The 24,721-nt window shown below is 54.5% G+C and carries 22 protein-coding genes, 1 pseudogene and 1 other annotated feature (1 of these 24 running past the window's edge); of the genes and pseudogenes, 9 read left to right on the forward strand and 14 right to left on the reverse strand.

Annotated features, from left to right (window positions below; genetic code table 11):
- Positions 1-2 precede the first annotated feature (2 nt).
- Positions 3-2,435, forward strand: a complete 2,433-nt coding sequence (locus tag N6G83_RS35155) for a formate C-acetyltransferase/glycerol dehydratase family glycyl radical enzyme (protein WP_024529283.1) — start codon at positions 3-5, stop codon at positions 2,433-2,435.
- A gap of 48 nt (positions 2,436-2,483) precedes the next feature.
- The gene (locus N6G83_RS35160) at positions 2,484-3,230 is read left to right on the forward strand and encodes a DNA-binding transcriptional regulator YciT (RefSeq protein WP_024529282.1); all 747 of its coding nucleotides are present in this window, start codon (positions 2,484-2,486) and stop codon (positions 3,228-3,230) included.
- Positions 3,231-3,262: 32 nt separating this feature from the next.
- On the opposite strand, the gene araD is transcribed toward N6G83_RS35160, so the two are convergent.
- Positions 3,263-3,958, reverse strand: coding sequence for an L-ribulose-5-phosphate 4-epimerase (gene araD / locus N6G83_RS35165; RefSeq protein WP_024529281.1), 696 nt, complete (start codon positions 3,956-3,958; stop codon positions 3,263-3,265).
- Between the two features lie 376 nt (positions 3,959-4,334).
- Here araD and osmB point away from each other — a divergent pair, with 376 nt between their 5' ends.
- Positions 4,335-4,553, forward strand: coding sequence for an osmotically-inducible lipoprotein OsmB (gene osmB / locus N6G83_RS35170; RefSeq protein ID WP_024529280.1), 219 nt, complete (start codon positions 4,335-4,337; stop codon positions 4,551-4,553).
- A gap of 146 nt (positions 4,554-4,699) precedes the next feature.
- Here osmB and yciH read toward each other — a convergent pair whose 3' ends face one another.
- Both yciH and pyrF read right to left on the reverse strand, forming a co-directional pair.
- A complete protein-coding gene (yciH, locus tag N6G83_RS35175) occupies positions 4,700-5,026 on the reverse strand; it encodes a stress response translation initiation inhibitor YciH (RefSeq protein WP_211136049.1) in 327 nt (108 codons plus the stop codon).
- A 10-nt stretch (positions 5,027-5,036) separates the two neighbouring features.
- Positions 5,037-5,765: an orotidine-5'-phosphate decarboxylase gene (gene pyrF, locus N6G83_RS35180; RefSeq protein ID WP_024487003.1), complete on the reverse strand. Its 729-nt coding sequence runs from the start codon at positions 5,763-5,765 to the stop codon at positions 5,037-5,039.
- 327 nt (positions 5,766-6,092) lie between these two features.
- Here pyrF and bhsA point away from each other — a divergent pair, with 327 nt between their 5' ends.
- Positions 6,093-6,353: a multiple stress resistance protein BhsA gene (bhsA, locus tag N6G83_RS35185; RefSeq protein ID WP_024529278.1), complete on the forward strand. Its 261-nt coding sequence runs from the start codon at positions 6,093-6,095 to the stop codon at positions 6,351-6,353.
- A 79-nt stretch (positions 6,354-6,432) separates the two neighbouring features.
- Here the strand turns inward: bhsA and N6G83_RS35190 are convergent.
- A pseudogene (locus tag N6G83_RS35190) lies at positions 6,433-7,363 on the reverse strand (LysR family transcriptional regulator).
- 153 nt (positions 7,364-7,516) lie between these two features.
- Between N6G83_RS35190 and N6G83_RS35195 the strand changes: the two are divergent.
- Entirely contained in the window at positions 7,517-7,804 is a 288-nt protein-coding gene (locus tag N6G83_RS35195) for an Arc family DNA-binding protein (protein ID WP_074029387.1), read from the forward strand.
- 91 nt (positions 7,805-7,895) lie between these two features.
- On the opposite strand, the gene lapB is transcribed toward N6G83_RS35195, so the two are convergent.
- The 3 genes from lapB to pgpB form a co-directional block, all read right to left on the reverse strand.
- Entirely contained in the window at positions 7,896-9,068 is a 1,173-nt protein-coding gene (gene lapB, locus N6G83_RS35200; protein WP_211136048.1) for a lipopolysaccharide assembly protein LapB, read from the reverse strand.
- Between the two features lie 6 nt (positions 9,069-9,074).
- Positions 9,075-9,377, reverse strand: a complete 303-nt coding sequence (locus N6G83_RS35205) for a LapA family protein (protein ID WP_024486501.1) — start codon at positions 9,375-9,377, stop codon at positions 9,075-9,077.
- Between the two features lie 372 nt (positions 9,378-9,749).
- Positions 9,750-10,514: a phosphatidylglycerophosphatase B gene (gene pgpB, locus N6G83_RS35210; RefSeq protein ID WP_199061755.1), complete on the reverse strand. Its 765-nt coding sequence runs from the start codon at positions 10,512-10,514 to the stop codon at positions 9,750-9,752.
- 277 nt (positions 10,515-10,791) lie between these two features.
- Here pgpB and ribA point away from each other — a divergent pair, with 277 nt between their 5' ends.
- Entirely contained in the window at positions 10,792-11,385 is a 594-nt protein-coding gene (ribA, locus tag N6G83_RS35215; protein WP_065685705.1) for a GTP cyclohydrolase II, read from the forward strand.
- 33 nt (positions 11,386-11,418) lie between these two features.
- Here the strand turns inward: ribA and acnA are convergent, their stop codons facing one another.
- The 3 genes from acnA to topA form a co-directional block, all read right to left on the reverse strand.
- On the reverse strand, positions 11,419-14,091 hold the full coding sequence (gene acnA, locus N6G83_RS35220; protein ID WP_211136047.1) for an aconitate hydratase AcnA: 2,673 nt from the start codon (positions 14,089-14,091) through the stop codon (positions 11,419-11,421).
- A gap of 228 nt (positions 14,092-14,319) precedes the next feature.
- Entirely contained in the window at positions 14,320-15,294 is a 975-nt protein-coding gene (gene cysB / locus N6G83_RS35225; protein ID WP_021181263.1) for an HTH-type transcriptional regulator CysB, read from the reverse strand.
- 362 nt (positions 15,295-15,656) lie between these two features.
- Positions 15,657-18,266 carry a type I DNA topoisomerase gene (topA, locus tag N6G83_RS35230; RefSeq protein WP_211136046.1) on the reverse strand — a complete coding sequence of 870 codons (2,610 nt, stop codon included), beginning with the start codon at positions 18,264-18,266 and terminating at the stop codon, positions 15,657-15,659.
- A 426-nt stretch (positions 18,267-18,692) separates the two neighbouring features.
- On the opposite strand from topA, the gene N6G83_RS35235 reads away from it, so the two are divergent.
- Positions 18,693-18,944, forward strand: coding sequence for a YciN family protein (locus N6G83_RS35235; RefSeq protein ID WP_021181261.1), 252 nt, complete (start codon positions 18,693-18,695; stop codon positions 18,942-18,944).
- 49 nt (positions 18,945-18,993) lie between these two features.
- On the opposite strand, the gene sohB is transcribed toward N6G83_RS35235, so the two are convergent.
- A complete protein-coding gene (sohB, locus tag N6G83_RS35240) occupies positions 18,994-20,040 on the reverse strand; it encodes a protease SohB (RefSeq protein WP_024529261.1) in 1,047 nt (348 codons plus the stop codon).
- Between the two features lie 394 nt (positions 20,041-20,434).
- Here sohB and N6G83_RS35245 point away from each other — a divergent pair, with 394 nt between their 5' ends.
- Positions 20,435-21,196, forward strand: a complete 762-nt coding sequence (locus N6G83_RS35245) for a YciK family oxidoreductase (protein ID WP_059200952.1) — start codon at positions 20,435-20,437, stop codon at positions 21,194-21,196.
- A gap of 13 nt (positions 21,197-21,209) precedes the next feature.
- Entirely contained in the window at positions 21,210-21,800 is a 591-nt protein-coding gene (gene cobO, locus N6G83_RS35250) for a cob(I)yrinic acid a,c-diamide adenosyltransferase (protein ID WP_024486387.1), read from the forward strand.
- Between the two features lie 47 nt (positions 21,801-21,847).
- Here cobO and rluB read toward each other — a convergent pair whose 3' ends face one another.
- From rluB to rnm, 3 genes are all read right to left on the reverse strand, one after another.
- Positions 21,848-22,756: a 23S rRNA pseudouridine(2605) synthase RluB gene (gene rluB / locus N6G83_RS35255; RefSeq protein ID WP_024486388.1), complete on the reverse strand. Its 909-nt coding sequence runs from the start codon at positions 22,754-22,756 to the stop codon at positions 21,848-21,850.
- Positions 22,757-22,909: 153 nt separating this feature from the next.
- Positions 22,910-23,530 carry an L-threonylcarbamoyladenylate synthase gene (locus tag N6G83_RS35260; RefSeq protein ID WP_024529259.1) on the reverse strand — a complete coding sequence of 207 codons (621 nt, stop codon included), beginning with the start codon at positions 23,528-23,530 and terminating at the stop codon, positions 22,910-22,912.
- A 48-nt stretch (positions 23,531-23,578) separates the two neighbouring features.
- Positions 23,579-24,466 carry an RNase RNM gene (gene rnm / locus N6G83_RS35265; protein WP_024529258.1) on the reverse strand — a complete coding sequence of 296 codons (888 nt, stop codon included), beginning with the start codon at positions 24,464-24,466 and terminating at the stop codon, positions 23,579-23,581.
- Positions 24,467-24,706: 240 nt separating this feature from the next.
- Positions 24,707-24,721: a sequence feature (Trp leader region), on the forward strand; it runs 90 nt beyond the window's last position.

Raw genomic sequence — 24,721 nt, forward strand, 5'->3', positions numbered from 1 at the left:
CCATGACAACGCTGGATCTGACTACCCTGACCGAACGCACGCTAGCGCATAAAAACGCGCTGATCCATATCGTCAAGCCACCGGTCTGCACCGAACGCGCCCAGCACTACACCGAAACATACCAGCAGCATCAGGATAAGCCGCTGCCGGTAAGGCGTGCCATGGCGTTGGCTAACCACTTGGCCAAACGGAGCATCTGGATCAAGAATGATGAGCTGATTATCGGTAACCAGGCTAGCCAGCTTCGCGCCGCGCCGATCTTCCCGGAATACACCGTCAGTTGGATCGAAAGCGAAATTGACGAGTTGGCCGATCGCCCCGGCGCTGGTTTCTCCGTCAGCGAACAGGATAAAAAGATATTGCACACCCTGTGTCCATGGTGGCGTGGTCAGACCGTGCAGGATCGCTGCTACGGTATGTTCACCGATGAGCAGAAAGCCCTGTTGGCTACTGGGATCATCAAGGCCGAAGGTAACATGACGTCTGGCGATGCGCACCTGGCGGTCAACTTCCCGCTGTTGCTGGAAAAAGGTCTGGATGGCCTGCGTGAGAAAGTGGCTGAGCGCCGTGAGCGCCTGCACCTGACGGACTGGGACGACCTGCATAAGGAACAGTTCCTCAAGGCCATCGACATCTCGCTAGACGCCCTCAGCGAGCATATCCTGCGCTTTGCCCAGTTGGCCCGTGAAATGGCCCAGGAAGAGCAACGCATCTGGCGGCGTGAAGAACTGTTAACCATGGCGGCCAACTGCGAACTGATCGCCCATCAACCGCCACAGACCTTCTGGCAGGCGCTGCAACTGTGTTACTTCATTCAGCTGTTCCTGCAGATCGAATCCAACGGTCACTCCGTATCCTTTGGCCGCCTCGACCAATATCTGTATCCTTGGTATCGCCGTGACGTGGAGTTGGAGCAAAGCCTGCCGCGCGAAAAAGCCATCGAAATGCTGCACAGCTGCTGGCTGAAATTGCTGGAAGTGAACAAGATCCGCTCCGGCTCGCACTCCAAAGCTTCCGCCGGTAGCCCGCTGTACCAGAACGTCACCATCGGCGGCCAGAAGTTGGTCAATGGCCAGCCTTGTGACGCGGTCAACCCACTCTCTTACACCATTCTGGAATCCTGTGGCCGTCTGCGTTCAACGCAGCCTAACCTCAGCGTGCGGTATCACGCCGGGATCAGTAATGATTTCCTCGACGCCTGCGTGCAGGTGATCCGCTGCGGCTTCGGCATGCCGGCGTTTAACAACGATGAGATCGTGATCCCCGAGTTTATCAAGCTGGGCGTCGAACCACAGGATGCCTACGATTACGCCGCTATCGGTTGTATCGAAACCGCCGTTGGCGGCAAGTGGGGCTATCGCTGTACCGGGATGAGCTTTATCAACTTTGCCCGCGTGATGTTGGCAGCACTGGAGCAAGGGCGCGACGCCACCTCCGGCAAGATTTTCCTACCGCAGGAGCTGGGACTGTCTCAGGGCAACTTTAGCCAGTTTGACCAGGTGCTGGAGGCCTGGGATACGCAGATCCGCTATTACACCCGCAAATCGATTGAGATTGAGTGCGTAGTCGATACCGTACTGGAAGAAAATGCCCACGACATCGTGTGCTCGGCCTTGGTGGATGATTGCATCGAGCGCGGCAAGAGCGTCAAACAAGGCGGTGCGAAATATGACTGGGTGTCCGGCCTGCAGGTTGGGATCGCCAACCTGGGTAACAGCCTGGAAGCGGTACGCAAGCTGGTGTTCGATCAGGGAATTATTGGTCAGCAACAGCTGGCTCAGGCTCTTGCTAACGATTTTGCTGGCCTGGACGGCGAACAACTGCGCCAACGCTTGATCAACGCGGCACCAAAATACGGCAACGATGTGGATGATGTCGATCAACTGCTGGTACGTGCCTATCAGACCTATATCGACGAACTGAAGCAGTATCACAACACCCGCTTTGGCCGTGGCCCGATCGGTGGTACCTACTATGCGGGCACCTCCTCCATTTCGGCCAACGTCCCGTTTGGTGCTGCCACCATGGCTACTCCAGACGGCCGTAAAGCGCATACGCCATTGGCAGAAGGGGCTAGCCCGGCCTCCGGCACCGACCATCTAGGCCCAACGGCGGTGTTCAACTCGCTGAGCAAACTGCCCACCGAGTCGATTCTGGGTGGCGTGTTGCTGAACCAGAAGCTGAACCCGTCAACGCTCGAGAACCCGCGTGACCGCGAAAAACTGATGCTGATGCTGCGCACTTTCTTCGAGGCTTACCATGGCTGGCACGTGCAGTATAATATTGTGTCACGGGAAACGCTGTTGGCCGCCAAGCAACATCCTGACCAATATCGCGATTTAGTGGTACGCGTAGCTGGATATTCTGCCTTCTTTACCGCATTATCCCCAGATGCGCAGGATGACATTATCGCGCGTACCGAACATACTCTTTAACCAGTGAATCGTTGCGGTCACCCTTTGGTGGCCGCCTATCAGGCCGCTATGAATTCAAGACAACAAACCATTTTGCAGTTGGTGAATGACCGCAGGCGCATCAGCGTTGGCGAGCTGGCGCGCGCCTCTGGCGTTTCTGAGGTGACGATCCGTCAGGATCTCAATCTGTTAGAAAAACGCAGCTATCTGAAACGCGTTCACGGTTCTGCCGTTGCGCTGGAAAGCGACGACGTTGATGCCCGCATGATGTCCAACTTCACGCTTAAGCAGAAGCTGGCACAATATGCTGCATCGCTGGTCAACGATGGCGAAACCATCTTTATCGAGAGCGGTAGTGCCAACGCCTTACTAGCCCGCTATCTGGCCGAGCGCAAGCGCGTTACGCTGATCACCGTCAGCCATTACATCGCCCATCTGCTTAAAGAGACCGACTGCGATGTGATCGTACTCGGCGGCATGTATCAGAAAAAGAGTGAAACCGTGGTTGGCCCGTTAACCCGCCTGTGTATCCAGCAGGTGCACTTCAGCAAGGCGTTTATCGGGGTGGATGGCTATCACGCGGAAACCGGCTTCACCGGCCGGGATATGATGCGTGCCGACGTGGTCAATGCGGTATTAGCCAAAGGCGTAGAGAACATTGTGCTGACCGACTCGTCAAAATTTGGCCAGATCCAACCTAATCCATTGGAACCAATGAGCCAGATTGGGCGGGTGATCACCGATTCACGTATCGCCAACGACTACCAGCAATTGCTCAAACGGCAAGGTATCAAGTTGGATCTGGTTAACGAATAACGGCTACGGGGCCCTTCGGCCCCGTGGTAAGGTTACTGCCCGTAGTAGGCATGCGCACCGTGCTTGCGCAGATAGTGCTTGTCCAGCAGGGTCTGCTGCATATTGCCCAACCCAGGCGCTAACTGGCGCGAGAAGATCCCCATATAAGCCAACTCTTCCAATACGACGGCATTATGTACAGCGCTGTCAGCGTCTTTGCCCCAGGCAAATGGGCCATGGGAATGCACCAGCACCGCCGGTATCTGGGCAGCATCCAACCCGCGCTCTTTGAAGGTTTCGACGATCACCTGCCCGGTTTCCCATTCATAACGGCCGTTGATCTCTTCGTCCCGCATTAGCCTGGTACAGGGAATATCACCATAGAAGTAGTCTGCATGTGTCGTTCCCCACGCCGGGATCGCTAACCCGGCCTGTGCCCAAATGGTGGCATGGCGCGAGTGGGTGTGAACGATCCCACCCGCGTCAGCAAAGTTCAGGTACAGTACCCGGTGGGTATCCGTATCGGAAGAAGGCTTTTTACTCCCCTCCACCACCTTGCCGCTCTCCAGTTCCACCACCACCATATCGTCACGGGTCATGGCATCATACTCAACGCCGGAAGGTTTGATCACCATCAGCCCCTGCTGGCGGTCTACGGCGCTGACATTGCCCCAGGTAAAGGTCACCAGATGATGGCGCGGAAGTTGAAGGTTGGCTTCCAGCACCTGTTGTTTCAGTTCGTTGAGCATGATCTTGTCCTTGTGGCTTGGTCTGCGACTATTGTCAGCAGGCATGCCACTGGGCGGTATGGGATAGATCGCTAAAGACCACGTAGAGTTCTGCTGGATACACAAAGATGTGTGCCGGCTGATTCGGAATAATCGCCTGCCGACCCGGGCTAAATTAAGACTATTTCCCTATTTATCCCCCGTCAGAGATTTATACTGAAACAAGGCGAAAAAACCGCCCTGATTTTTTAATTGCCCTATTTTGTGCAATAAATGCCATTTTTTATTTCAAGGTTGTCTGGAAGGCAGCGCCAGGCCAGTTTGCTGATTACTGCCTATACTAAAGCTGTACTAAGCCAGCAAAGTAGTTCCATATAGCCGATGCTAAGGAGAACTCATTATGATCATTAATCAACGTTTTGCCACCGCCGCCGTGGTGATTACCCTGGCCCTGTCGCTGAGTGCCTGTTCGAATATGTCTAAACGTGACCGCAACACGGCGATTGGTGCCGGTGCAGGTGCGGTAGGTGGTGCAGTGCTGACTAACGGTAGCGCGTTGGGGACCGTCGGCGGTGCCGCTGTTGGTGGCATCATCGGTCACCAGGTGAGCAAATAAGCCACGGCTTGCCGATACCTCTGCCAATAGGCTAGCAAAAGCTTTACGCTTTGACGTCTAATCGAAAATACTTTCAGGTCTATTCACACGTTGTTTTTACGAGCGCTGCCGCAGTAACCTCACTACGGCAGCGTTTATCCGTATGATTAACCACCAGCCAGTTTTACCTTCATCCCCTTGGCTTCCAACAGTTGCTTAAGCAGGTCCCGTTTGTCGCCCTGGATCTCGATCACGCCATCCTTCACCGAGCCGCCACAGCCGCATTTCTTTTTCAGTTCAGCAGCCAGTTTATCCAGTGCCGCATCATCCAGATCGACACCGGTGATCAGGCAAACCCCCTTGCCTTTTCTGCCGCTGGTCTGGCGTTGAATACGCACGATGCCATCGCCTTTGGCGCGCTCTGGCTTGACTTCTTCCTGCTTGATACGCCCGCTGTCGGTGGAGTACACCAGGCGGCTATTATCATCATTCATGCTGGGTTCCTTACGCCAATGAGGCTCGAATAGCGCTGAGCGCTGCCGCTGGATCGGCGGATTGCGTAATCGGACGGCCAATCACCATATAATCAACTCCAGCGGCCAGGGCCTGCACCGGCGTCATTACGCGGCGCTGGTCGCCAGCGGCACTGCCTTCAGGGCGAATACCTGGAGTAACCAGTTGGAACTGATTGCCACAGGCAGCTTTCAGGCGTGAAGCTTCCTGTGCAGAACAGACCACGCCGTCCAGGCCACAATCTCGCGTCAGGCGAGCCAATCTTTCCGCCTGCTCTGCCGGGCTGAGTTCGATACCAATAGCGCGCAGATCTTCCGCCTCCATACTGGTGAGAACGGTTACGGCAATCAATAGCGGTGCATCCGCGCCATAAGGCAGCAGCGCCTCTTTGGCCGCGTTCATCATGCGAGCACCACCGCTGGCATGTACGTTCACCATCCATACGCCCAACTCCGCCGCAGCGGCTACGGCATGTGCCGTGGTGTTAGGAATATCGTGGAATTTCAAATCGAGGAAAACCTCAAATCCGCGCTGATGCAGATCGCGAACGATCTCAGGCCCGAACAGGGTGAACATCTCTTTACCCACTTTTAGCCGACAATCTTGCGGATCGATGCGGTCGGCAAAGGCCAATGCGGCGGAACGGTCAGCGTAATCCAATGCCACGATGATGGGCGATGATTTTAAGTCATTGTTATTTGAATTATTTTCAGACTTCATAGCTTCTACCTTGTGTGAAATGGACATGATGAGTAAGCCGCCAGCAAAACTGACCGCCGCATTCTACATGCCAGACAGCGGAAATCCCAGTCACGCAACCCGTTGCCGTTACGTAATGTTAACGCAGCGTTGGTCATCGACTGTCAATAACCCCCTACGCCCTTAACTCAGGGTGAGTAAAACGCGGTAAAGAAGCGTAAATTGTTAATCAAATAATTTGATTAACATACTCAAGCCTATCCGATTTCATCCGTTTATAAATGCTCTATTATTCAAGACATCGAAAGCGGAAACACTTTCACCCTCAAAACTAAATTGGAGATACTCATGAAAGGCATCAAATATTTTGCAGCAGCTACCGTTCTGGCCCTAACCTCATTTGCCAGCGTTGCCGCTGAGCCGGTCAGCCAGCAACAGGCACAGAAACTGACAGAAGTTGGCGTAGTTTCTGCTGGTGGAGCCACCACATTGAGCAGCCTGGAAGCCAAACTGGCGGCCAAAGCCGAAGCCCAAGGCGCTAGCAGCTACCGCATTGTCGCCGCCGGTGGTAACAACATGCTGCATGGCAACGCGGTTATCTATAAATAAGTTCGAGCCACCCTCTAGATTATCTGAACGGGCGCTGCATTCGGCGCCCATCCTCTACGACACCACACCTCACCTGTTTTTATTCTGGTACCAACTTGCGGCAGACATTCAGTACCAATTGCCGCAGCCAACGATGAGCCGGATCCGCCTCGGCACGTGGGTGCCACAGCTGCGATATCGTAATCGGGCTGGTGGTTACCGGCAGTTCAAAAGCCCAGAGTGTCGCTACGCCCCCATCAATATTGGTCACCGGTTGATTGATCAGGAATGAGGCAGGCACCAACGCCACCAGATCAGATTCCTGAGCTACGGCCAAGGCAGCTGGAAAACTCGGCACCATGGCGGCAATGTTGCGCCGCAAACCTAGTTCAGCCAATGCTTCGTCTACCGGCCCATAGGTGTGCTCCCGTCGGGAAGCGACAACGTGGCCCAAAGCGGCATACTGGCTGGCCGTCACCTCGAATTCCCGCGTCAGCGGATGCCCCGCTCTTACCACGCCAACGAAGCGATCCCTGAACAGCGCCTGCAGGCGTATTTCCGGCCCCATGGTTCCCAAAACACCAATCTCAAGATCGACCAGACCTTCACGCAGATGCTTTGAGGTTTTCTCTGGCTTGGGCGAAAAACGCAGGCGCACTAAAGGCGCTGCCTTCGCCGCGGCCGCAATCAGTGAAGCTCCAAATGCCTCCACAAACCCCTCATTGGCACGAATAATAAAAAGTTCGCTCCAACGTGGCGAGGTTCAATTCTGTGGCTGAAGGACGCAGCACCGAACGCGCCGCAAATACGGCATTTTGCGTGCGTTCACGAAGCTCCTCGGCATATGGCGTCAACACCATGTGCCGCCCGGCGCGCACCAACAAGGGATCTTCGGTAACGGTGCGTAGCCGGGTGAGCGTGCGGCTCATGGCCGAAGCGCTTAAACCAAGACGACGCGCAGCACCAGCCACGCTGACTTCAGCAAGCAACGCATCAAGGGCGATGAGTAAATTGAGATCGGGTTCAGTCATGGCTCATAGTATCTCGACCAGAAAAATGAGGAAAGCGTGGCGCGTTTGTATAGCTCACTTATGTTACAAATTTATTAAATTTTTATTACACACTAGACAGATCTGCACGGCTGACTTAGCTTGATGGTAACCTCCCGCGTAAAAGGCAGCAAAATGAGCGAGATATCGACACTTACCATCAAGATCCCTCTGGCACTGAAAGAGCAAATCAAGGCGATTGCCTTGGAAAACCAGCTTTCATTGAGTGCGGAGGTTTGCCAACGGCTGGAACATAGCTTCGAAGTCCCGGCCAAAGCCAACAAGAAAGTGGCTCCGTTGCATCATGACGATATTGATAATCAAGGTACCGAAGAGGAAGTTGAACAACCTCTTAGCCAGAAAGAGCTGAAGAAGCTGCGCCAACTGCTGAAAGGCGGCGCGAAAGGCAGCAAGAAAAAATAAGGCTAAATGAATTTGTAGGCGATGAGCATTAACTCAGTGCTACCCCTCTCCCACAGGGAGAGGGAACCGACCGAGTTGGGATGAGGCGCAATTATTGCCCATCTAGCCCGCGTATAGGTTTAACCGAAGACCAGGCCCGGCACGAAGGGCAATGCCAGTAAAGTGAATGGGCGGTAAAGCCGCATTTGTGGCAGCGGTAGCGTGGTTTGGTGCGGATCTGCTCGCCCACCATATCCCGCAGCAACAGCAGGCTTTCTTTGGCGCGCCCGTCTTCTGCATCAGCCAGATGATAATCCATCAGGCGATAAAACACGCGCATGGTCGGATGGCGCTGCAACTGGCGATTGATATACACCTGCACCACATCGCTCCCTTCCTTCTGCTCGATCACTTCCGCCAGCATCAATTCCGCCGTGGCACCGGTATTCTCCGCCACACAACGTTTGAGGAAGTCTGCCCAGTCTTGCTCTTGTTGAGGCAAGTGCTGGTAGCATTCCTGCAGCATCGGCAACGCTTCACTGACCAACTCCTTGTCTTGATCCAATACGCGCGTCAGCGTTTCTATCGCCTTGGCATACTCCTCTTGCGCCATGAAGATACGCCCAACCATGATCGACACGCGAGCGCACTGTTTATCCGCCGAGGCCGCGCGCTTGAGCAGGCTCATCGCCTTATCCAGATCGTCGCTGCCCATCGCCTGCAGGGCCAGCTCACAATAAAAATGTGCGATCTCGACGCGCTGCTTTTCCTTACCCAGCTTGACCAGTTTTTCTGCAACTTCGATGGCTTTCTGCCAGTCGCTGGTGGCCTGGTGGATCACCAGTAATTGCTGCAGCGCGGAAACACGGAAGTCTTCTTCATTGATTAACTGGCTGAACATGTCTTCGGCGCGGTCATACAACCCGGCGGCCATATAGTCACGCCCCAGTTGCTGTATCGCCAGCAGACGCTGTTCGAAGGTTAGAGAAGCGCTTTCCATCAAGGCCTGATGGATGCGGATGGCGCGATCGACCTCACCACGAGAACGGAACAGATTGCCCAATGTCAGATGGGCTTCAACGGTATTGCTGTCCTCTTTCAACATGTCGAGAAACAGATCGACCGCTTTGTCCTGCTGGTTGGAAAGCAGGAAGTTAACCCCAGCCACGTATTCACGCGACAGGCGGTTGGCTTCCTGTTGTTTATCCTGCTGAGCACTTCTGCGCCCCATGTACCAACCGTACGCGGCAGCTACAGGCAGCAACAGAAACAGCAGCTCTAACATAACAGGTTATTCCTTGCTGACTGCGGGCAACGGTGCCGGCTCGACAGGTGCTTCGAGTTGCAGTTCCAGCCTTTTGATTTTCCGCTCTGCACGCCCAAGAGCGATACGTGTGCGCAGATAAAATAACCCACAAATAATCCAACCCAGCACAAAGCCAGCACCAAACAGGGTGGCCAACAGGGTTGATACCGGATATTCGCCCTGAGCAACCAAATAGTTAAACGTCACCACCTGGTCGTTATGCGCGCCCAGCGTGACTGAAGCCACGAATATCACCAGAACCAATAAAAAAATCAGTAAATATTTCACATTCTTTCCCGCAATGCCGAGTGAATCGGATGAACTCTACCCTCAAGGCCACAAACCGGAACCCAATACAGGGTTTGCAGCCCACGGGTAATTGCCGCTAAGTGGCGTCCCTATGACTTAAGTTAGCATTTCCCGTCGTAGCAGGGAAACCCTGGCAGACGATAAAACCGTAGATCTGCTGGGATATTCAGCAAGAAATGCAGCGCCTGAGCAAATTAATGAGAAAGCTTCTCAAAAACACGGGTTTGATAAGATATGGGGGCGAAAGAACAGATTGCAATGCAGGGTAAAAACCAGCGTTGACGCGGCCCCGAGTTGGAGCCGCGATTGGTGACAACGTCACGATAAATTTTCATCACCTTCCGTGCGAAATCACTTATCGCGTTCCCGCTCGCCGATTTCCTGCTGCTCCTGCGGGGGAATGGTGAGTGGCCCAAACCAACGCTGAGTCAGCCAACTTGCCAGGGTAACCAGCAGCCAGCTAATGACAATCGCCATCGCCAGATCCCGCGGCCAATGCATGCCGAGCATCAGGCGGCTTCCCATCACGCCAAATGCCCAAACCATCAGTACCGCTACGGTTTTAAAGTGCCTCCGTGGCCACAGTAACCCGACCCCCAGCAATGCCCACGTAGCGGCAAACATCGTGTGGCCTGAAGGGAACGAAAAGCCGGTCTCAAACTGCCAGTGTTTGCTCAGCCATTCAGGCACCAGCGCCTGGCCCTGCAACTGCTCTTTGACCAAGGCGCTACGCTGCTTTCTGTCCAACGAGTAGAAGTATTTTTCATCAATCTGATGGGTCGACTCCAGCCATATGACAAACGGCCGAGGTGCCTGCACCTGCTCTTTGATGGCGGATTTGACCGCCTGACCAATTCCGACTGCCGCAGACAGCAGGATGAACAACCCCACCGCCGCTTTCAGCCGAAAGCGTAAACACCACAGAAACCAGGCCGACAGCATCAGGCTGGTAAGGATCCCCCAGGGCGCAGTGACAGTTTCCGTCACCCAGAACAGCGCTTTTAACAGGCCGTCATTACCGCCGGGTTGCCAGTGCCAGCCAAAAAGCCAGACCGCGAGGGGCAACAACATCAGCACAATCGCTCCGCCCGCCGTGCGTTTTGCTATCTTTAACATCCCATTATCCTTCCGCTGTGGTTAACCCGCAGTGTAACAATCTTGCTAACCCAGCAAAACAAGAGAAATTAGGCAGATAACTCACCTATTGTAGCAATAGGGGCGGTAAAACGCCGGATGCTGCTTTGCTGAGCACCACTCGGCCAGAAGTTATGGCAAAATAGCCACTAATGTATGAAATAGCGATCGTCGCCGTCTGTTTTAATGCTGGTCAGTCCCCTGTTCCAGTCGTAGGATGCACGCAGCGATTTGACAGGTAGTGTTTTTGGAGAGTGACATGCAGCTTAAACGTGTGGCGGAAGCCAAACTGCCAACACCATGGGGTGATTTTCTGATGGTGGGGTTCGAAGAACTGGCCACCGGGCACGATCATCTGGCACTGGTTTTCGGCGATATTACCGGCGAAACACCGGTCCTCTCACGGGTTCATTCCGAATGTCTGACCGGTGATGCGCTGTTCAGCCTGCGCTGTGACTGCGGTTTTCAACTGGAAGCCGCGTTGGAACAGATCGCCGAGGAAGGCCGTGGCATTCTGCTGTACCACCGCCAGGAAGGCCGTAATATCGGTCTGTTGAACAAGATACGCGCCTATGCCTTGCAGGATAAAGGGGCGGACACGGTGGAAGCCAACCATCAGCTAGGCTTTGCCGCCGATGAGCGAGACTTCACACTGTGCTCCGATATGTTCAAACTGCTGGGGGTGGATGCGGTGCGCCTGCTGACCAATAATCCGAAGAAGGTCAAGATCCTGAGCGAAGCGGGCATTAATATCTCCGAGCGCGTGCCATTGATCGTTGGCCGTAACCCGAAGAACGAGCGTTATCTGGCCACCAAGGCCGCTAAAATGGGCCACTTGCTGGACAAAAAATAGCAACAAGGGCGCCTTTTGGCGCCCTTGTTCTCTCTACAGCATTTTACGGATAACGTAGTGCAGAATGCCGTCGTTCTGGTAATAAGTCAGCTCATTGCCGGTATCAATGCGGCAACGGGTATTCACCACCACCTTCCGGCCATCGGCATAGGTGATATTAACCGGAACCGTCTGGCCGGGTTGCAACGCCTGCAAACCACTCACGTCAATCAGTTCCTCCCCCGTCAAACCCAGCGTTTTGCGCGTTATTCCCTGCGGGAATTCCAGCGGCAAGATGCCCATACCGATCAGGTTGGAACGGTGGATACGCTCAAAGGATTCCGCGATCACCACTCGTACCCCCAATAAACGAGGGCCTTTGGCTGCCCAGTCGCGGCTGGAGCCGGAGCCATACTCTTTACCGGCGATCACCGCCAGTGGCACCTGCTCCTGCTGATACTGCATGGCGGCATCATAGATCGCCATCTGATTCTGCGAAGGCAGATGGCGGGTATACCCCCCCTCCACGCCCGGAACCATTTCGTTACGGATACGGATGTTGGCGAAGGTGCCCCGCATCATCACTTCGTGGTTACCGCGGCGCGAACCGTAAGAGTTGAACTCTTTCACCTCGACACCACGCTCGCTCAGATAACGCCCCGCCGGGCTGTCGCGCTTGATGTTACCCGCAGGCGAGATATGGTCAGTGGTCACCGAGTCTGCCAGGATTGCCAGAATACGTGCGCCGTGAATATCCTGCACCGGGTCCGGTTGCGCTTTCATGGTACTGAAGAATGGTGGATGGCGAATATAGGTAGAATCGGCTTGCCATTCGTAGGTCGCGGAACCGGTCACCTGGATCGCTTGCCAACTGGCATCGCCATCAAACACTGCACCATATTCCTTATGGAACATTTCGGTGCTGACTTCTGCTACGGCTTGGGCAATCTCCTGGCTGGTAGGCCAGATATCCTTCAGATAGACCGGTTTGCCGTCGTGGCCTTCGCCCAACGCATCTTTGGTCAGATCAACCTTCATGTTACCTGCCAGCGCATAGGCAACCACCAGTGGCGGCGAAGCAAGCCAGTTGGTTTTTACCAACGGATGGATGCGCCCTTCAAAGTTACGGTTACCGGACAGCACGGCCCCTACGGTGAGATCCCCTTCCTTGATCGCCTGCTCAATCGGTTCAGGCAACGGGCCAGAGTTACCAATACAGGTCGTACAACCGTAGCCAACCAGGTTAAAGCCCAATTGCTCCAGGTATGGCGTCAGTTTGGCGCGATCGAAGTATTCGGTCACCACTTTGGAACCCGGTGCCAGTGAGGTTTTTACCCAAGGTTTAGTCTTCAAGCCCTTTTCAACGGCCTTTTTGGCCAACAGGCCAGCGGCCATCATCACGCTCGGGTTGGAGGTATTGGTACAGGAGGTAATGGCTGCGATCACCACCGCGCCGGTATTTAGCTCCAGGTTTTTGCCACCCAGCGTGAAGCTTTTCACTTCCTGCTTATCTTTCTGACCGCCAATTTCCAACTCGGTCGCGGCGGTGAATGCTGTTGGCACCTGCGGCAGCGCGACGCGGTCCTGCGGGCGTTTCGGCCCTGCCAGGCTTGCCTCAACCGTTGACATATCCAGCGACAGCGTGCTGGTAAACACCGGTTCATCGCCTGGATTACGCCACATCCCCTGAGCCTTGGCATAGGCTTCCACCAATGCGATCTGCTCAGCGCTACGACCACTTAACTGCAGGTAGCCCAGCGTCACGTCATCCACCGGGAAGAAGCCACAGGTTGCCCCGAACTCTGGCGACATGTTGGCAATGGTTGCCCGGTCTGCCAACGGCAAATCAGCCAACCCATCACCATAAAATTCAACAAACTTACCGACGACGCCGTGCTTACGCAGCATTTGGGTAACGGTGAGCACCAAGTCGGTGGCTGTAATACCCTCGGATAACTTACCGCTGAGTTTAAAGCCCACCACATCCGGGATCAGCATGGAGACCGGCTGGCCCAACATGGCAGCTTCGGCCTCAATACCGCCAACGCCCCAGCCCAGAATACCAAGGCCGTTAATCATGGTGGTGTGGGAGTCGGTCCCCACCAGGGTATCGGGGTAAGCGATGCGTTGGCCGTTCTCTTCGGTATGCCAAACGGTTTGCCCCAGATACTCCAGGTTCACCTGATGGCAGATGCCGGTGCCGGGTGGCACCACGCGGAAGCGGTTGAAGGCCTTTTGCCCCCAGCGCAGGAAGGTGTAGCGCTCGTGGTTGCGCTCCATTTCGATGCGCACGTTTTCGCCAAAGGCGTCATCGTCACCAAACTCATCGACGGTAACCGAGTGGTCAATGACCAGATCGACCGGTGACAGCGGATTCACCTGATCGACTTTCCCGCCCAGGCGCAGAACGGCCTCTCGCATTGCCGCCAAATCCACCACGGCAGGCACGCCGGTGAAGTCCTGCATCAGCACCCGCGCCGGGCGATAAGCAATTTCACGATCGGCATGACCGGTTTGCAACCAGCCTACGATCGCCTTCAGATCGTCAACCTGTACCGTATCACCATCCACATGGCGCAACAGGTTTTCCAGTAACACTTTCATCGATTTCGGCAGCCGGTCAATATCCCCTAACTGTCTGGCCGCCAGTGGCAAACTGTAATAGTGATACTCACTACCCAGTGCTACCAGCTTATCCATACTCGTTTTGCGAAGATCGGACGACATAGCTCCTCCATTTTTTATTATGTCAAACCAGGGTGATTTCTGAGGTGTTATTTAAAGATAACACAAACGCCATGTAACGTTTTGATAACAACACGTATTAATCATAACGATAGGCAGGAGTAATCAAAGGCAGGAAGCTACTGGTAGGTCAATGAGTTAGCAGGTATCAGACAATAAAAAACCGCCCGTCGGCGGTTTAAATGGTGTAATGAGGTTCAAGTTAACGGCCTATTTGGTCGGCAGTTTGATGTCCTTGAACATCGCTTCAATCTCGTCATTGGTACGTAAAGCCACGGCGGTATCGACCACGTCGCGCGTCAGATGCGGTGCGAAACGCTGGATAAAGTCGTACATATAGCTGCGCAGGAAGGTGCTGCGGCGGAAACCGATTTTGGTGGTGCTATAGGTGAAGATATCGCGGGCATCCACCATCACCAAATCCGGATCCTGCACCGGATCGACCGCCATGCTGGCGATCACGCCAACACCCAGCCCCAGGCGTACATAAGTTTTGATGACGTCAGCATCGGTAGCGGTAAACACGATACGTGGCGTCAACCCCGCCCGGTTAAACGCGGTATCCAGCTCTGAGCGCCCGGTAAAGCCGAAGGTATAGGTGACGATAGGATACTCGGCCAGCTCTTCAATGGTGATATGGCTCTTGCCCGCCAAAGGATGATCGGGCTTCACTACTACCGCCCGGTTCCAGTGGTAGCACGGCAGCATGATTAAATCGTCATACAGGTGCAGCGCTTCGGTAGCGATGGCAAAGTCTGCCGAGCCTTTGGAAACCGCTTCGGCAATCTGCGTTGGCGAACCCTGGTGCATATGCAGCGACACACGCGGATAACGCTCGATAAAGCCTTTGATCACATTGGGCAAGGCATAGCGTGCCTGGGTATGGGTGGTTGCCACATACAGCGAACCTTTGTCCGGGTAAGTATGTTCCCCCGCAACGGCCTTAATGGCCTCCACTTTGGACAGCACTTCGCGAGCAATGCGGATAATTTCCTGGCCAGCAGGCGTCACCTGGGTAAGGTGCTTGCCGCTACGGGCGAAAATCTGGATACCTAGCTCATCCTCCAGCATCCTCACCTGCTTGCTGATACCCGGTTGCGAGGTATAGAGACCTTCAGCCGTGGAAGAGACGTTGAGGTTATGATTCACCACTTCTACGATGTAACGAAGCTGCTGCAATTTCATATTTGAATACCATCCTAGGTTAAAACACTGCGGCCTGCCGCAGCCAGGTATCTCGGTGTTGTCCCGGTATGCTTAATTCTCACAAGCCTTAAACACAGTGATTTCGCCCAGATGCTGATGAAAACGCCGTTGCTAATAAGCTTTAATCATAAAAAACGTTTTTATATAACCATTATATCATGTCGCGCCACCAAGTATAGAGCCGCTTCACAAGATGATAACGATCTTTTCGCATGATTATCAACGCCGAACCTTGCCGATAAAAATAAGAAAAAGCAGAGAAGAATAGATCCGCCAGCCGATTTTCGCCAATAAAAAACCAGCTCACTGAGCTGGTTTTTTGCTGTTGCCTTGCGCCTGGGTTACTTCTTGCCTTCAACCCATTTGCCATCAACGAAGAATGCGGACCAAGCGGTGGCCTTGCCGTCTTTCTCTGATGAGACATACTGCTGCTTGGTTTTACGGCTGAAGCGCACCATCGTCTTGTTGCCTTCCGGATCGGCCACCGGCGCATCGGCCAGATAGCGCAACTTCTCCGGCAAACGATCTTTGAAGCGCAGCAACTCTTCCACTAACGGCGCACGGGTTTCACGCGATTTAGGGAAGGTGTTGGCCGCAAGGAACACGCCTGCTGCCCCATCACGCAACACAAAGTAGGCGTCCGATTTCTCGCACGGCAACTCTGGCAGCGGGACCGGATCCTCTTTCGGTGGAGCAACTTCACCGCTGCGCAGGATCTTACGGGTGTTCTTGCAGTTTTCGTTGGTACAGCCCATGTACTTTCCAAAGCGCCCCATTTTCAGGTGCATTTCGGAACCACACTTCTCACACTCAACGATCGGGCCGTCGTAACCTTTCAGGCGGAATTCGCCCTGCTCGATTTCGTAGCCGTCACAGGCCGGGTTGTTACCGCACACGTGCAGCTTGCGCTGGTTGTCGATCAGGTAGCTGTCCATCGCGGTGCCGCACTTCTGGCAGCGCTTACGGGCACGCAGGGCGTTGGTTTCTGCATCATCCCCTTCGAGGATGTTCAGCACTTCCGCTTCCGGCACCAGGTTGATGGTGGTTTTACAGCGCTCTTTCGGCGTCAACGCATAACCGGAACAACCAAGGAACACGCCGGTACTGGCAGTGCGGATACCCATTTTGCGGCCACAGGTCGGGCAGTCAATGCTGGTCATCACCATCTGATTTGGGCGCATGCCGCCCTCTTCAGGATCCTTCTCGGCGGTTTCCAACTGCTCGCTGAATTCGGCAAAGAATTCGTCCAACACCGCTTTCCATTCCGCCTGGTTGTTGGCGACCTGGTCCAGGCCATTTTCCATGCGTGCAGTGAAGTCGTAATTCATCAGCTCACGGAAGTTTTCTTCCAGGCGATCGGTGACGATCTCACCCATTTTTTCTGCGTAGAACCGGCGACTCTCTACCCGCACATAACCACGATCCTGAATGGTCGAGATGATCGAGGCATAGGTAGATGGACGGCCGATTCCGCGTTTTTCCAACTCTTTAACCAGCGAAGCTTCACTGTAACGTGCCGGTGGCTTGGTAAAGTGCTGGCTCGGGATCAGCTTTTGCAGATCCAGCTCGCTGCCCACTTCGACAAACGGCAAGGTGCGATCTTCATCACCCTTACGCAGCGCAGGCATCACTTTAGTCCAGCCATCGAAACGCAGCGTACGGCCTTTGGCACGCAGCAGGAAATCGTCGGCTTTCACCGTCAGCGTGGTGGAGTCATATTGCGCCGGTGTCATCTGACAGGCGACGAACTGACGCCAGATCAGCTGATACAGTTTCTGCGCATCCGCTTCCATATCCTTCAGCTGTTCAGCCAATACGCTGACATCGGAAGGACGGATCGCTTCGTGCGCTTCCTGGGAGTTTTCTTTGCTGCTGTATTGGTTAGGCGCCTTCGGCAGGTACTTGTCACCGAAGTTGTCACCGATATAACCACGCACCATGTTGACCGCGTCCTGGCTCAGGTTGGTGGAGTCGGTACGCATGTAGGTGATATGACCGGCTTCATACAGACGCTGCGCCATCATCATGGTTTTCTTCACGCCGAAGCTCAGGCGGGTACTGGCAGCCTGTTGCAGCGTGGAGGTGATGAACGGTGCACCCGGTTTGCTGCTGGTTGGCTTGTCTTCGCGGTCCAGCACCGTATAACGGGCTTTTTCCAGCAGGTTAAGCGCGGCATGAGTCTGCTCACGGTTAACCGGTTTGAACGGCTTATCGTGGGCGTGGGTGACTTCCATCTGCAGCGCAATTTCGCCTTTCGCCAGCAGATCGGCATGCAGTTCCCAGTATTCTTCGGGTACGAATGCCTTGATGTCGCGCTCACGCTCCACCACCAGCCGTACCGCAACGGACTGCACCCGGCCAGCGGACAAGCCACGGGCAATTTTTTTCCACAGCAGTGGCGACACCATATAGCCCACCACGCGGTCCATAAAGCGACGCGCCTGCTGTGCATTGACACGATCGATATTCAGCTCGCCTGGCGCTTGGAACGCCTGCTGGATCGCGTTTTTGGTGATTTCGTTAAACACCACGCGGCTAAAGCGCTTGTCGTCTCCACCGATCACTTCCCGCAGGTGCCAGGCGATGGCTTCCCCTTCGCGGTCAAGGTCGGTTGCGAGGTAAATGTGGTCAGCATTTTCGGCTAACGACTTTAACTCGGCGACCACTTTTTCCTTACCGGGCAAAATCTCATATTGCGCTTCCCACCCGTGGTAAGGATCGACGCCCATGCGATTGACCAGCGCGGTCTTTTCATCTTTCTTGACTTTCTTTTTGGCTTTGTCTTTGGTTTTGTCTTCGGTTGACTCAGCGCTCTTTTTGCTAGCTGAGCCACTGGTCGGCAAATCACGGATATGACCGACGCTGGACTTCACCACGTAGTCATTACCTAAATATTTATTAATAGTTTTGGCTTTTGCCGGGGACTCAACTATTACGAGAGCTTTGCCCATAATTACCTTTACCTGAATTTAATACTTCTAAAAAGAAGCCATTTGTCTCGCCGTACCGCGGCAATTCGTATCTCTTATTTATATTGCGGTACTCTGGCAAGAGATCAACCTGTTTTTTTCTAATGGTTGCCTAACTGGTCAACCTGAACGCATTTAGCCAGCCTAACCTGTTCACGCCGAACCCCAGAGGCCAGGCCAGCTATGACCTGCGTTGAGCGTAAACAAATCCTTCCACCGGAAGCCGCAAAATCCCACACTCTACCTGATAACAAACGCGACGCAACTTAATTAGCGCGGAAAATCTCATTTCGCCATGGCGGGCCAAATCACTGGCCGTCCAGACGGCAATTAAACCTTAGCTGGTTTGCGGACAAACGCGAACCCGCGCTAGAATACGTTCAGAATTTTCGCTTGCAGGAGAAATAAATGCGTAACAATACTCAACCCATCGAACGAGCAGATCTGCTTACTGAAGCAAATAACATCATCCGCCAACACGAAGATTATATGCACGGCATGGTGGCCACCGACGTTGAGCAGAAAGGCAGCGTGTTGGTTTTCCGCGGCGAGTTTTTTTTAGATCCCGAGGGTCTGCCAACCGCAAAAACCACCGCCGTATTTAATATGTTTAAGCACCTGGCCCATGTGCTTTCCGAGAAATATCATCTGGTGGATTAACCATTAAAAACGGGGCCATCTGGCCCCGTGTAAACATAGCCTTGCTGGCTTACAACAGCGGTTTTTCGCCGCGTTGCCACCAGCGCAACAGCAGACGATCGGCGCTCTCTGCCGCACTGCTGGTAAAGCGATCGATGAAGCGTTTACGGCGAGCATAACGCACCCCCACCACCTCATGGTTTTCCATCTCGGCAATCAACAGATCGTCACTGGTGCCGACCGCGTCAACCAGCCCTTTATCTTTCGCCTGAGTGCCATACCAATGCTCACCGGTCGCGACCTCTTCGATAGCCAATGAAGGGCGTTGCTGATGAACAAACTGTTTGAACAACTCGTGAGTTTCGTTCAGATCTTCACGGAATTTTTCCCGCCCTTGTTCGGTATTCTCACCAAACAGGGTCAAGGTGCGTTTGAACTGGCCAGCGGTGTGCAATTCCACATCGATGTTGCTCTTTTGCAGCAGGCGATGGAAGTTGGGGATCTGCGCAACCACGCCGATCGACCCAATGATGGCAAACGGGGCTGCCACAATGCGGTCGGCCACGCAGGCCATCATGTAGCCGCCGCTAGCCGCGACCTTATCCACCGCCACCGTCAGGCGGATACCGCCCTTGCGCAGGCGCTCCAGCTGCGACGCTGCCAGGCCATAGCCGTGTACCACCCCACCAGGGCTCTCCAAACGTAGCAGCACTTCGTCCTTGGCCGTAGCTACCGCCAATACGGCAGAGATCTCTTCGCGCAGTGAGCTGACCTCATGGGCATCCATGCTTCCCTTGAAGTCCAGCACATACAGGCAAGGTTTGACTGCCTCTACCGCACCGGCCTTGGCACGCTGTTTTTTCAGCTTGTCGTCGGCCTTGTTCTGCTTTTTGAATTGCTTGCTCCAGGCCTTCTGCTCTGCCGCCCCCATGCGGGCAAGGCGCATTTCCCGTTGCATTTCACGATATTGCTCACCCAGGTCGGTAAGCTGTAGTTCCCCTTTCTGCTGGCTCTTGCGCTGCCCAAGGCTCACCGCCAGCAACGCCAGCGCGGCAATAGCAATCACCACCGTGGCAACTTTGGCCAGGAAAAGGCCATAAACAGATATAAACTCCACAGATACCGCCTTTATTTACAGTTTGTTAGTTGAGCGGGAGCAGCATGCAGCGCCCCTACCTACTTTTTAGCAAATGGCACCACGGCTGTCGCGCCTAAATGAAAATTCAGATTGGTGATCATGCGGTGCACCTCCGTGCTATGGAGTTACCCGCAGCGGTAACCAAGCCGCTATTGTACCGTTTTTGTTACAAAAGAATGCCGTTTCTGTAGGTTACTCATTGAAAATGCGATCCATTTCAGGCATATAACAGACATTATTCATCAAATTACTGACAAAAATTCGCAGCGGATCGCCATTGTGGTTGAGCAACTCTGCTCCTACCCGCGATCCGCAATCCACCCAAGCTCCCAGCCATAGCGCGGGAGCCGCCAACCAGGCGCGAGGAACTATTGTGCATTACCAACCTAAGCAGGATCTGCTCGAACAACGAATTATTCTGGTGACCGGGGCGGGCGACGGCATTGGCCGTGAAGCGGCGCTGACTTACGCTCGTTACGGCGCACAGTTGGTGCTGCTTGGCCGCACGGAAAGCAAATTGCAGGCCGTTCAGGCTGAAATTGCCGCCATCTCCAGCGCCCCGACGCATATCGTTACGCTGGATTTGTTACACACCACGCCAGAGCAGTGCCAAACCCTGGCGGAGGACTTGGCCACCAAGGTGCCACGCTTGGACGGCGTATTGCAAAACGCCGGTCTGTTGGGCGATATCGCCCCAATGGCCGAGCTTTCGATGACCATGTGGAACGAAGTGATGCAGGTCAACGTGAATGCCACCTTCATGCTTACCCAGGCGCTGCTGCCGTTGCTGCTAAAATCAAATGCGGGCTCGTTGGTATTCACCAGCTCCAGCGTTGGCCGCACCGGCCGTGCCGGCTGGGGGGCCTATGCCGTTTCCAAGTTTGCTACCGAGGGGATGATGCAGGTATTGGCCGATGAGTATAAAAACCGTAACTTGCGGGTAAATTGCATCAATCCTGGCGGAACTCGCACCAAAATGCGTGCATCTGCTTTCCCACAGGAAGATAAAAACAAGCTGAAAACACCGGCCGATATCATGCCACTCTATCTGTATCTGATGGGCGATGACAGCCGCCGTAAAACCGGCATGAGCTTCGATGCTCAGCCCAACCGTAAACCCGGCGCCGCCGAATAAGGAAGCTTTTAACATGGCTGAAGATCGTCACCAGCAACGCCAGCAACGGCTCAAAGAACAGGTGGATGCCCGCATTGCCGCCGCGCAGGAAACGCGTGGCCTATTGCTGGTCTTTACCGGCAATGGCAAAGGCAAGACCACCGCTGCATTTGGCACCGTCACCCGCGCCGTCGGTCACGGTATGAAAGCTGGAGTGATCCAGTTCATCAAAGGCCAGTGGCCCAACGGCGAGAAAAACCTGCTGCAACAGCACGGCGTGGAATTTCAGGTGATGGCAACCGGCTTTACCTGGGAAACTCAGGATCGGGAAAGCGATACCGCCGCCTGTCAGGCCGTCTGGCAACATGGTAAGCGGATGTTGGCCGACAGCAGCCTGGATATGGTGCTGATGGACGAGTTGACCTATATGGTGAGTTACGGCTATTTAGAGCTGGCTGAGCTGCTGGAGGCGCTTGAGCAGCGTCCTGCGCACCAGACGGTGATTATCACCGGTCGTGGCTGTCATCGCGATTTGCTGGAGCTGGCGGATACCGTGACGGAGATGCGGCCAGTGAAGCACGCGTTTGAAGCGGGGATCAAGGCTCAGCAGGGCATTGACTGGTAACTGAATAATCCGTGGCCAAGCCAGAAGGCAAGGCCACGGTGATAAATTTAGCTACGCTTGGAAGACTTGGCCGGTTTACCCGGTTTGCTGCTGCCTGGTGCGCCACGACGGCTACCGGGAGCAACCTGGCTGTGACGTTTTACCGCACGGCGGATCTGGTTAGCCTTCACACGGCGACGATCGCGTTCCACCGGCAGTTTGCTGACGGTTTCCGGTTGCAGCTCCACCAGCTCACGCAGATAGTTGATCGCCTTGAGATCCAGCTCGGTATAGCCGCCACGAGGCAGGCCTTTTGGCAAATCGATATCGCCGTAACGCACGCGGATCAAACGGCTTACCTGCACACCAACGGCTTCCCACAGGCGACGTACTTCACGGTTACGGCCTTCGGTCAGCGTGACGTTGTACCACTGGTTGATGCCTTCACCACCCTGGAAGGTGATGGTACGGAATGCCGCCGGGCCATCTTCCAGTTGGACACCTTTGCTCAGTTGTTTGAGCTTTTCGTCGTCGATCTGGCCGAACACGCGCACGGCGTATTCGCGTTCAACTTCGCGGCTTGGGTGCATCAGGCGGTTAGCCAGTTCACCGTCTGTGGTAAACAGCAGCAAGCCTGAGGTATTCACGTCCAAACGCCCTACCGCTACCCAGCGAGAGCCTCGCAGTTTTGGCAGGCGATCGAAGACCGTTGGGCGACCTTCCGGATCGCTACGGGTACAGAGTTCGCCTTCCGGCTTGTAATACGCCAGCACGCGGCAAACCGCTTCTTCGGATTCTTTGATCGAGACAACATGACCGTCCAGACGAATTTTCATCCCGGCGACCACTTCAACTCGGTCGCCCAGTTTGGCGATCTTGCCGTCGACGCTGATGCGACCCGCCTCAATCATGGTTTCTATTTCACGACGCGAGCCATGGCCAGCATTCGCTAATACTTTCTGTAACTTTTCGCTCATTGAGCAACCTCTAATGTCGCCTTCACAGGCGTCGGGGGGACTTTGCCGCCACTCTCAGCAAGGAGAGGCGGCCGCAAAGATTAGCACTTGGTCAAAACCAACCGCTTATTATACAGGCTTTATCCCTCCTTGGCACTGACTTCGTCCGGCTGTTTAGCGGAAAGGCGCTGGATCGCCAGCCCCTTCACGGATCACTTCCGGAGAGGATTCAGTCAGATCGATAACCGTGGTCGGCTGCTGGCCCAGGAAACCGCCGTGGATCACCAGATCCACCTGCTTGCCAAGGTGTTCGCTGATCTCTTCCGGATCGGATTCGGCAAAATCATTGCCCGGCAACATCAGCGTAGTCGACATCATTGGCTCATTGAGCACTTCCAGCAATGCCAGAGCGATCGGGTTAGATGGCACACGCAGGCCGATGGTTTTACGCTTGTCATTCATCAGGCGACGAGGCACTTCTTTGGTCGCTTTCAGGATGAAGGTGTAATTGCCCGGCGTATTGTTCTTGATCAGGCGAAACGACGAATTGTCCACATAGGCATAGGTCGACAGCTCGGACAGATCGCGGCACATCAGCGTAAAGTTGTGGTTGCCGTCCAACTGGCGAATACGGCAAATACGCTCCAAAGCCGCCTTCTCTTCAAGTTTGCAGCCCAGCGCGTAGCCAGAGTCTGTTGGATAGACGATCACACCGCCCTTGCGCAGCACCTCTACGGCCTGATTGATCAGGCGCGGCTGCGGGTTGTCCGGGTGAATATAAAATAGCTGGCTCATCTCTAACTCCTGAAAATGATGCACGCGCAAAACAACGCCCGCGTTAAATCAATCTACTAGGTTCTGTTGGGGCAGTGGCCAATCGCGCCACACCGGTTCAACACCGCCGGGTAACCACAGTTTGCGACCCAACTCAATCCACGAACAGGGCTGATGAAAATCCGAACCCTGAGACGCCAATAATTGATAGTCCTGCGCATATTTAGCCAACACCGTACGCTCATGGGGGGCTTGCTGACACTGCGCCACCTCCATCGCATCGCCGCCATGTTCGGCAAAATAGGCCAGCAGACGCTTCAGCCATTTGGCCGTCAGATCGTAACGGCCCGGATGCGCCATCACCGCTTGACCACCGGATTGATGAATGACATCAATGGCTTGTTCTATTGTACACCACTGTGGCGGAACATAGCCGATTTTCCCTTTGGCGAGATACTTCTTGAACACCTGCGCCATGTTGGCGGCCATGCCCTGCTGCACCAGAAAACGGGCAAAATGCCCTCTGGTGACCGCTCCGTCCCCTGCCAGTTGTTGTGCTCCGGCATAGGCATCGGGAATACGCGCTTTCGCTAACCGAACGCCGATTTCTTGCGCCCGCAGATTACGGCGCTCGGTCTGTTCGATCAGCAGCTGTAACAGTGCCGGATGGGCGATATCGAGCCCCAGCCCGACAATGTGGATCTCATGGTTTTCCCACAGGGTAGAAATCTCGACGCCGTTAACCAGCTGCAAGGGCAAGGCAAGATCGGCTATCGCGGCCGCAGCCTCTGCCAATCCGTTGGTGGTGTCGTGATCGGTAATAGCCAGCACGCCAACGCGCATCTCAACGGCTCGCTGCACCAGTTGAGTCGGCGTTAAGTAACCGTCCGAAGCGGTGGTGTGGCTGTGGAGATCGTACAGGGTAAAAGCGGAGGATTGTGGGCTGCTGTCTGTCAAAAGGGATATCCTGCGATGGCTTGGCTTTCTATCATAACCGTTATGGATGGCCGGACGGAAATCTATTCTGCCGATGGCGTTCCCGCCAGATTAACGATTTCACGCTAGCCGCTAACATATTGTGCAAAAAGAGAGTTGACATTGCCTCGTCGTTCCAGTTATCTAGTACACAAGTTCACGGCAATAACCGTGTTGGATGAAAATACAGAGAGCAACATGATGACTAAGCACACTTCTCTTCTTCGCTGGTGGCGT

Source organism: Serratia sp. PL7, assembly GCF_945957435.1.

What these genes read in the sequence shown, in the direction of transcription:
- pyrF (WP_024487003.1), bottom strand. Translation starts at nt 5,765, where the DNA reads ATGAAGTCTGAAAATAATTCAAATAACAATGACTTAAAATCATCGCCC.
- yciH (WP_211136049.1), bottom strand. Translation starts at nt 5,026, where the DNA reads ATGAATGATGATAATAGCCGCCTGGTGTACTCCACCGACAGCGGGCGT.
- N6G83_RS35160 (WP_024529282.1), top strand. Translation starts at nt 2,484, where the DNA reads ATGAATTCAAGACAACAAACCATTTTGCAGTTGGTGAATGACCGCAGG.
- N6G83_RS35260 (WP_024529259.1), bottom strand. Translation starts at nt 23,530, where the DNA reads ATGAGCCAGCTATTTTATATTCACCCGGACAACCCGCAGCCGCGCCTG.
- N6G83_RS35195 (WP_074029387.1), top strand. Translation starts at nt 7,517, where the DNA reads ATGAGCGAGATATCGACACTTACCATCAAGATCCCTCTGGCACTGAAA.
- ribA (WP_065685705.1), top strand. Translation starts at nt 10,792, where the DNA reads ATGCAGCTTAAACGTGTGGCGGAAGCCAAACTGCCAACACCATGGGGT.
- acnA (WP_211136047.1), bottom strand. Translation starts at nt 14,091, where the DNA reads ATGTCGTCCGATCTTCGCAAAACGAGTATGGATAAGCTGGTAGCACTG.
- topA (WP_211136046.1), bottom strand. Translation starts at nt 18,266, where the DNA reads ATGGGCAAAGCTCTCGTAATAGTTGAGTCCCCGGCAAAAGCCAAAACT.
- bhsA (WP_024529278.1), top strand. Translation starts at nt 6,093, where the DNA reads ATGAAAGGCATCAAATATTTTGCAGCAGCTACCGTTCTGGCCCTAACC.
- N6G83_RS35155 (WP_024529283.1), top strand. Translation starts at nt 3, where the DNA reads ATGACAACGCTGGATCTGACTACCCTGACCGAACGCACGCTAGCGCAT.
- cysB (WP_021181263.1), bottom strand. Translation starts at nt 15,294, where the DNA reads ATGAAATTGCAGCAGCTTCGTTACATCGTAGAAGTGGTGAATCATAAC.
- N6G83_RS35235 (WP_021181261.1), top strand. Translation starts at nt 18,693, where the DNA reads ATGCGTAACAATACTCAACCCATCGAACGAGCAGATCTGCTTACTGAA.
- pgpB (WP_199061755.1), bottom strand. Translation starts at nt 10,514, where the DNA reads ATGTTAAAGATAGCAAAACGCACGGCGGGCGGAGCGATTGTGCTGATG.
- cobO (WP_024486387.1), top strand. Translation starts at nt 21,210, where the DNA reads ATGGCTGAAGATCGTCACCAGCAACGCCAGCAACGGCTCAAAGAACAG.
- araD (WP_024529281.1), bottom strand. Translation starts at nt 3,958, where the DNA reads ATGCTCAACGAACTGAAACAACAGGTGCTGGAAGCCAACCTTCAACTT.
- rluB (WP_024486388.1), bottom strand. Translation starts at nt 22,756, where the DNA reads ATGAGCGAAAAGTTACAGAAAGTATTAGCGAATGCTGGCCATGGCTCG.
- lapB (WP_211136048.1), bottom strand. Translation starts at nt 9,068, where the DNA reads ATGTTAGAGCTGCTGTTTCTGTTGCTGCCTGTAGCTGCCGCGTACGGT.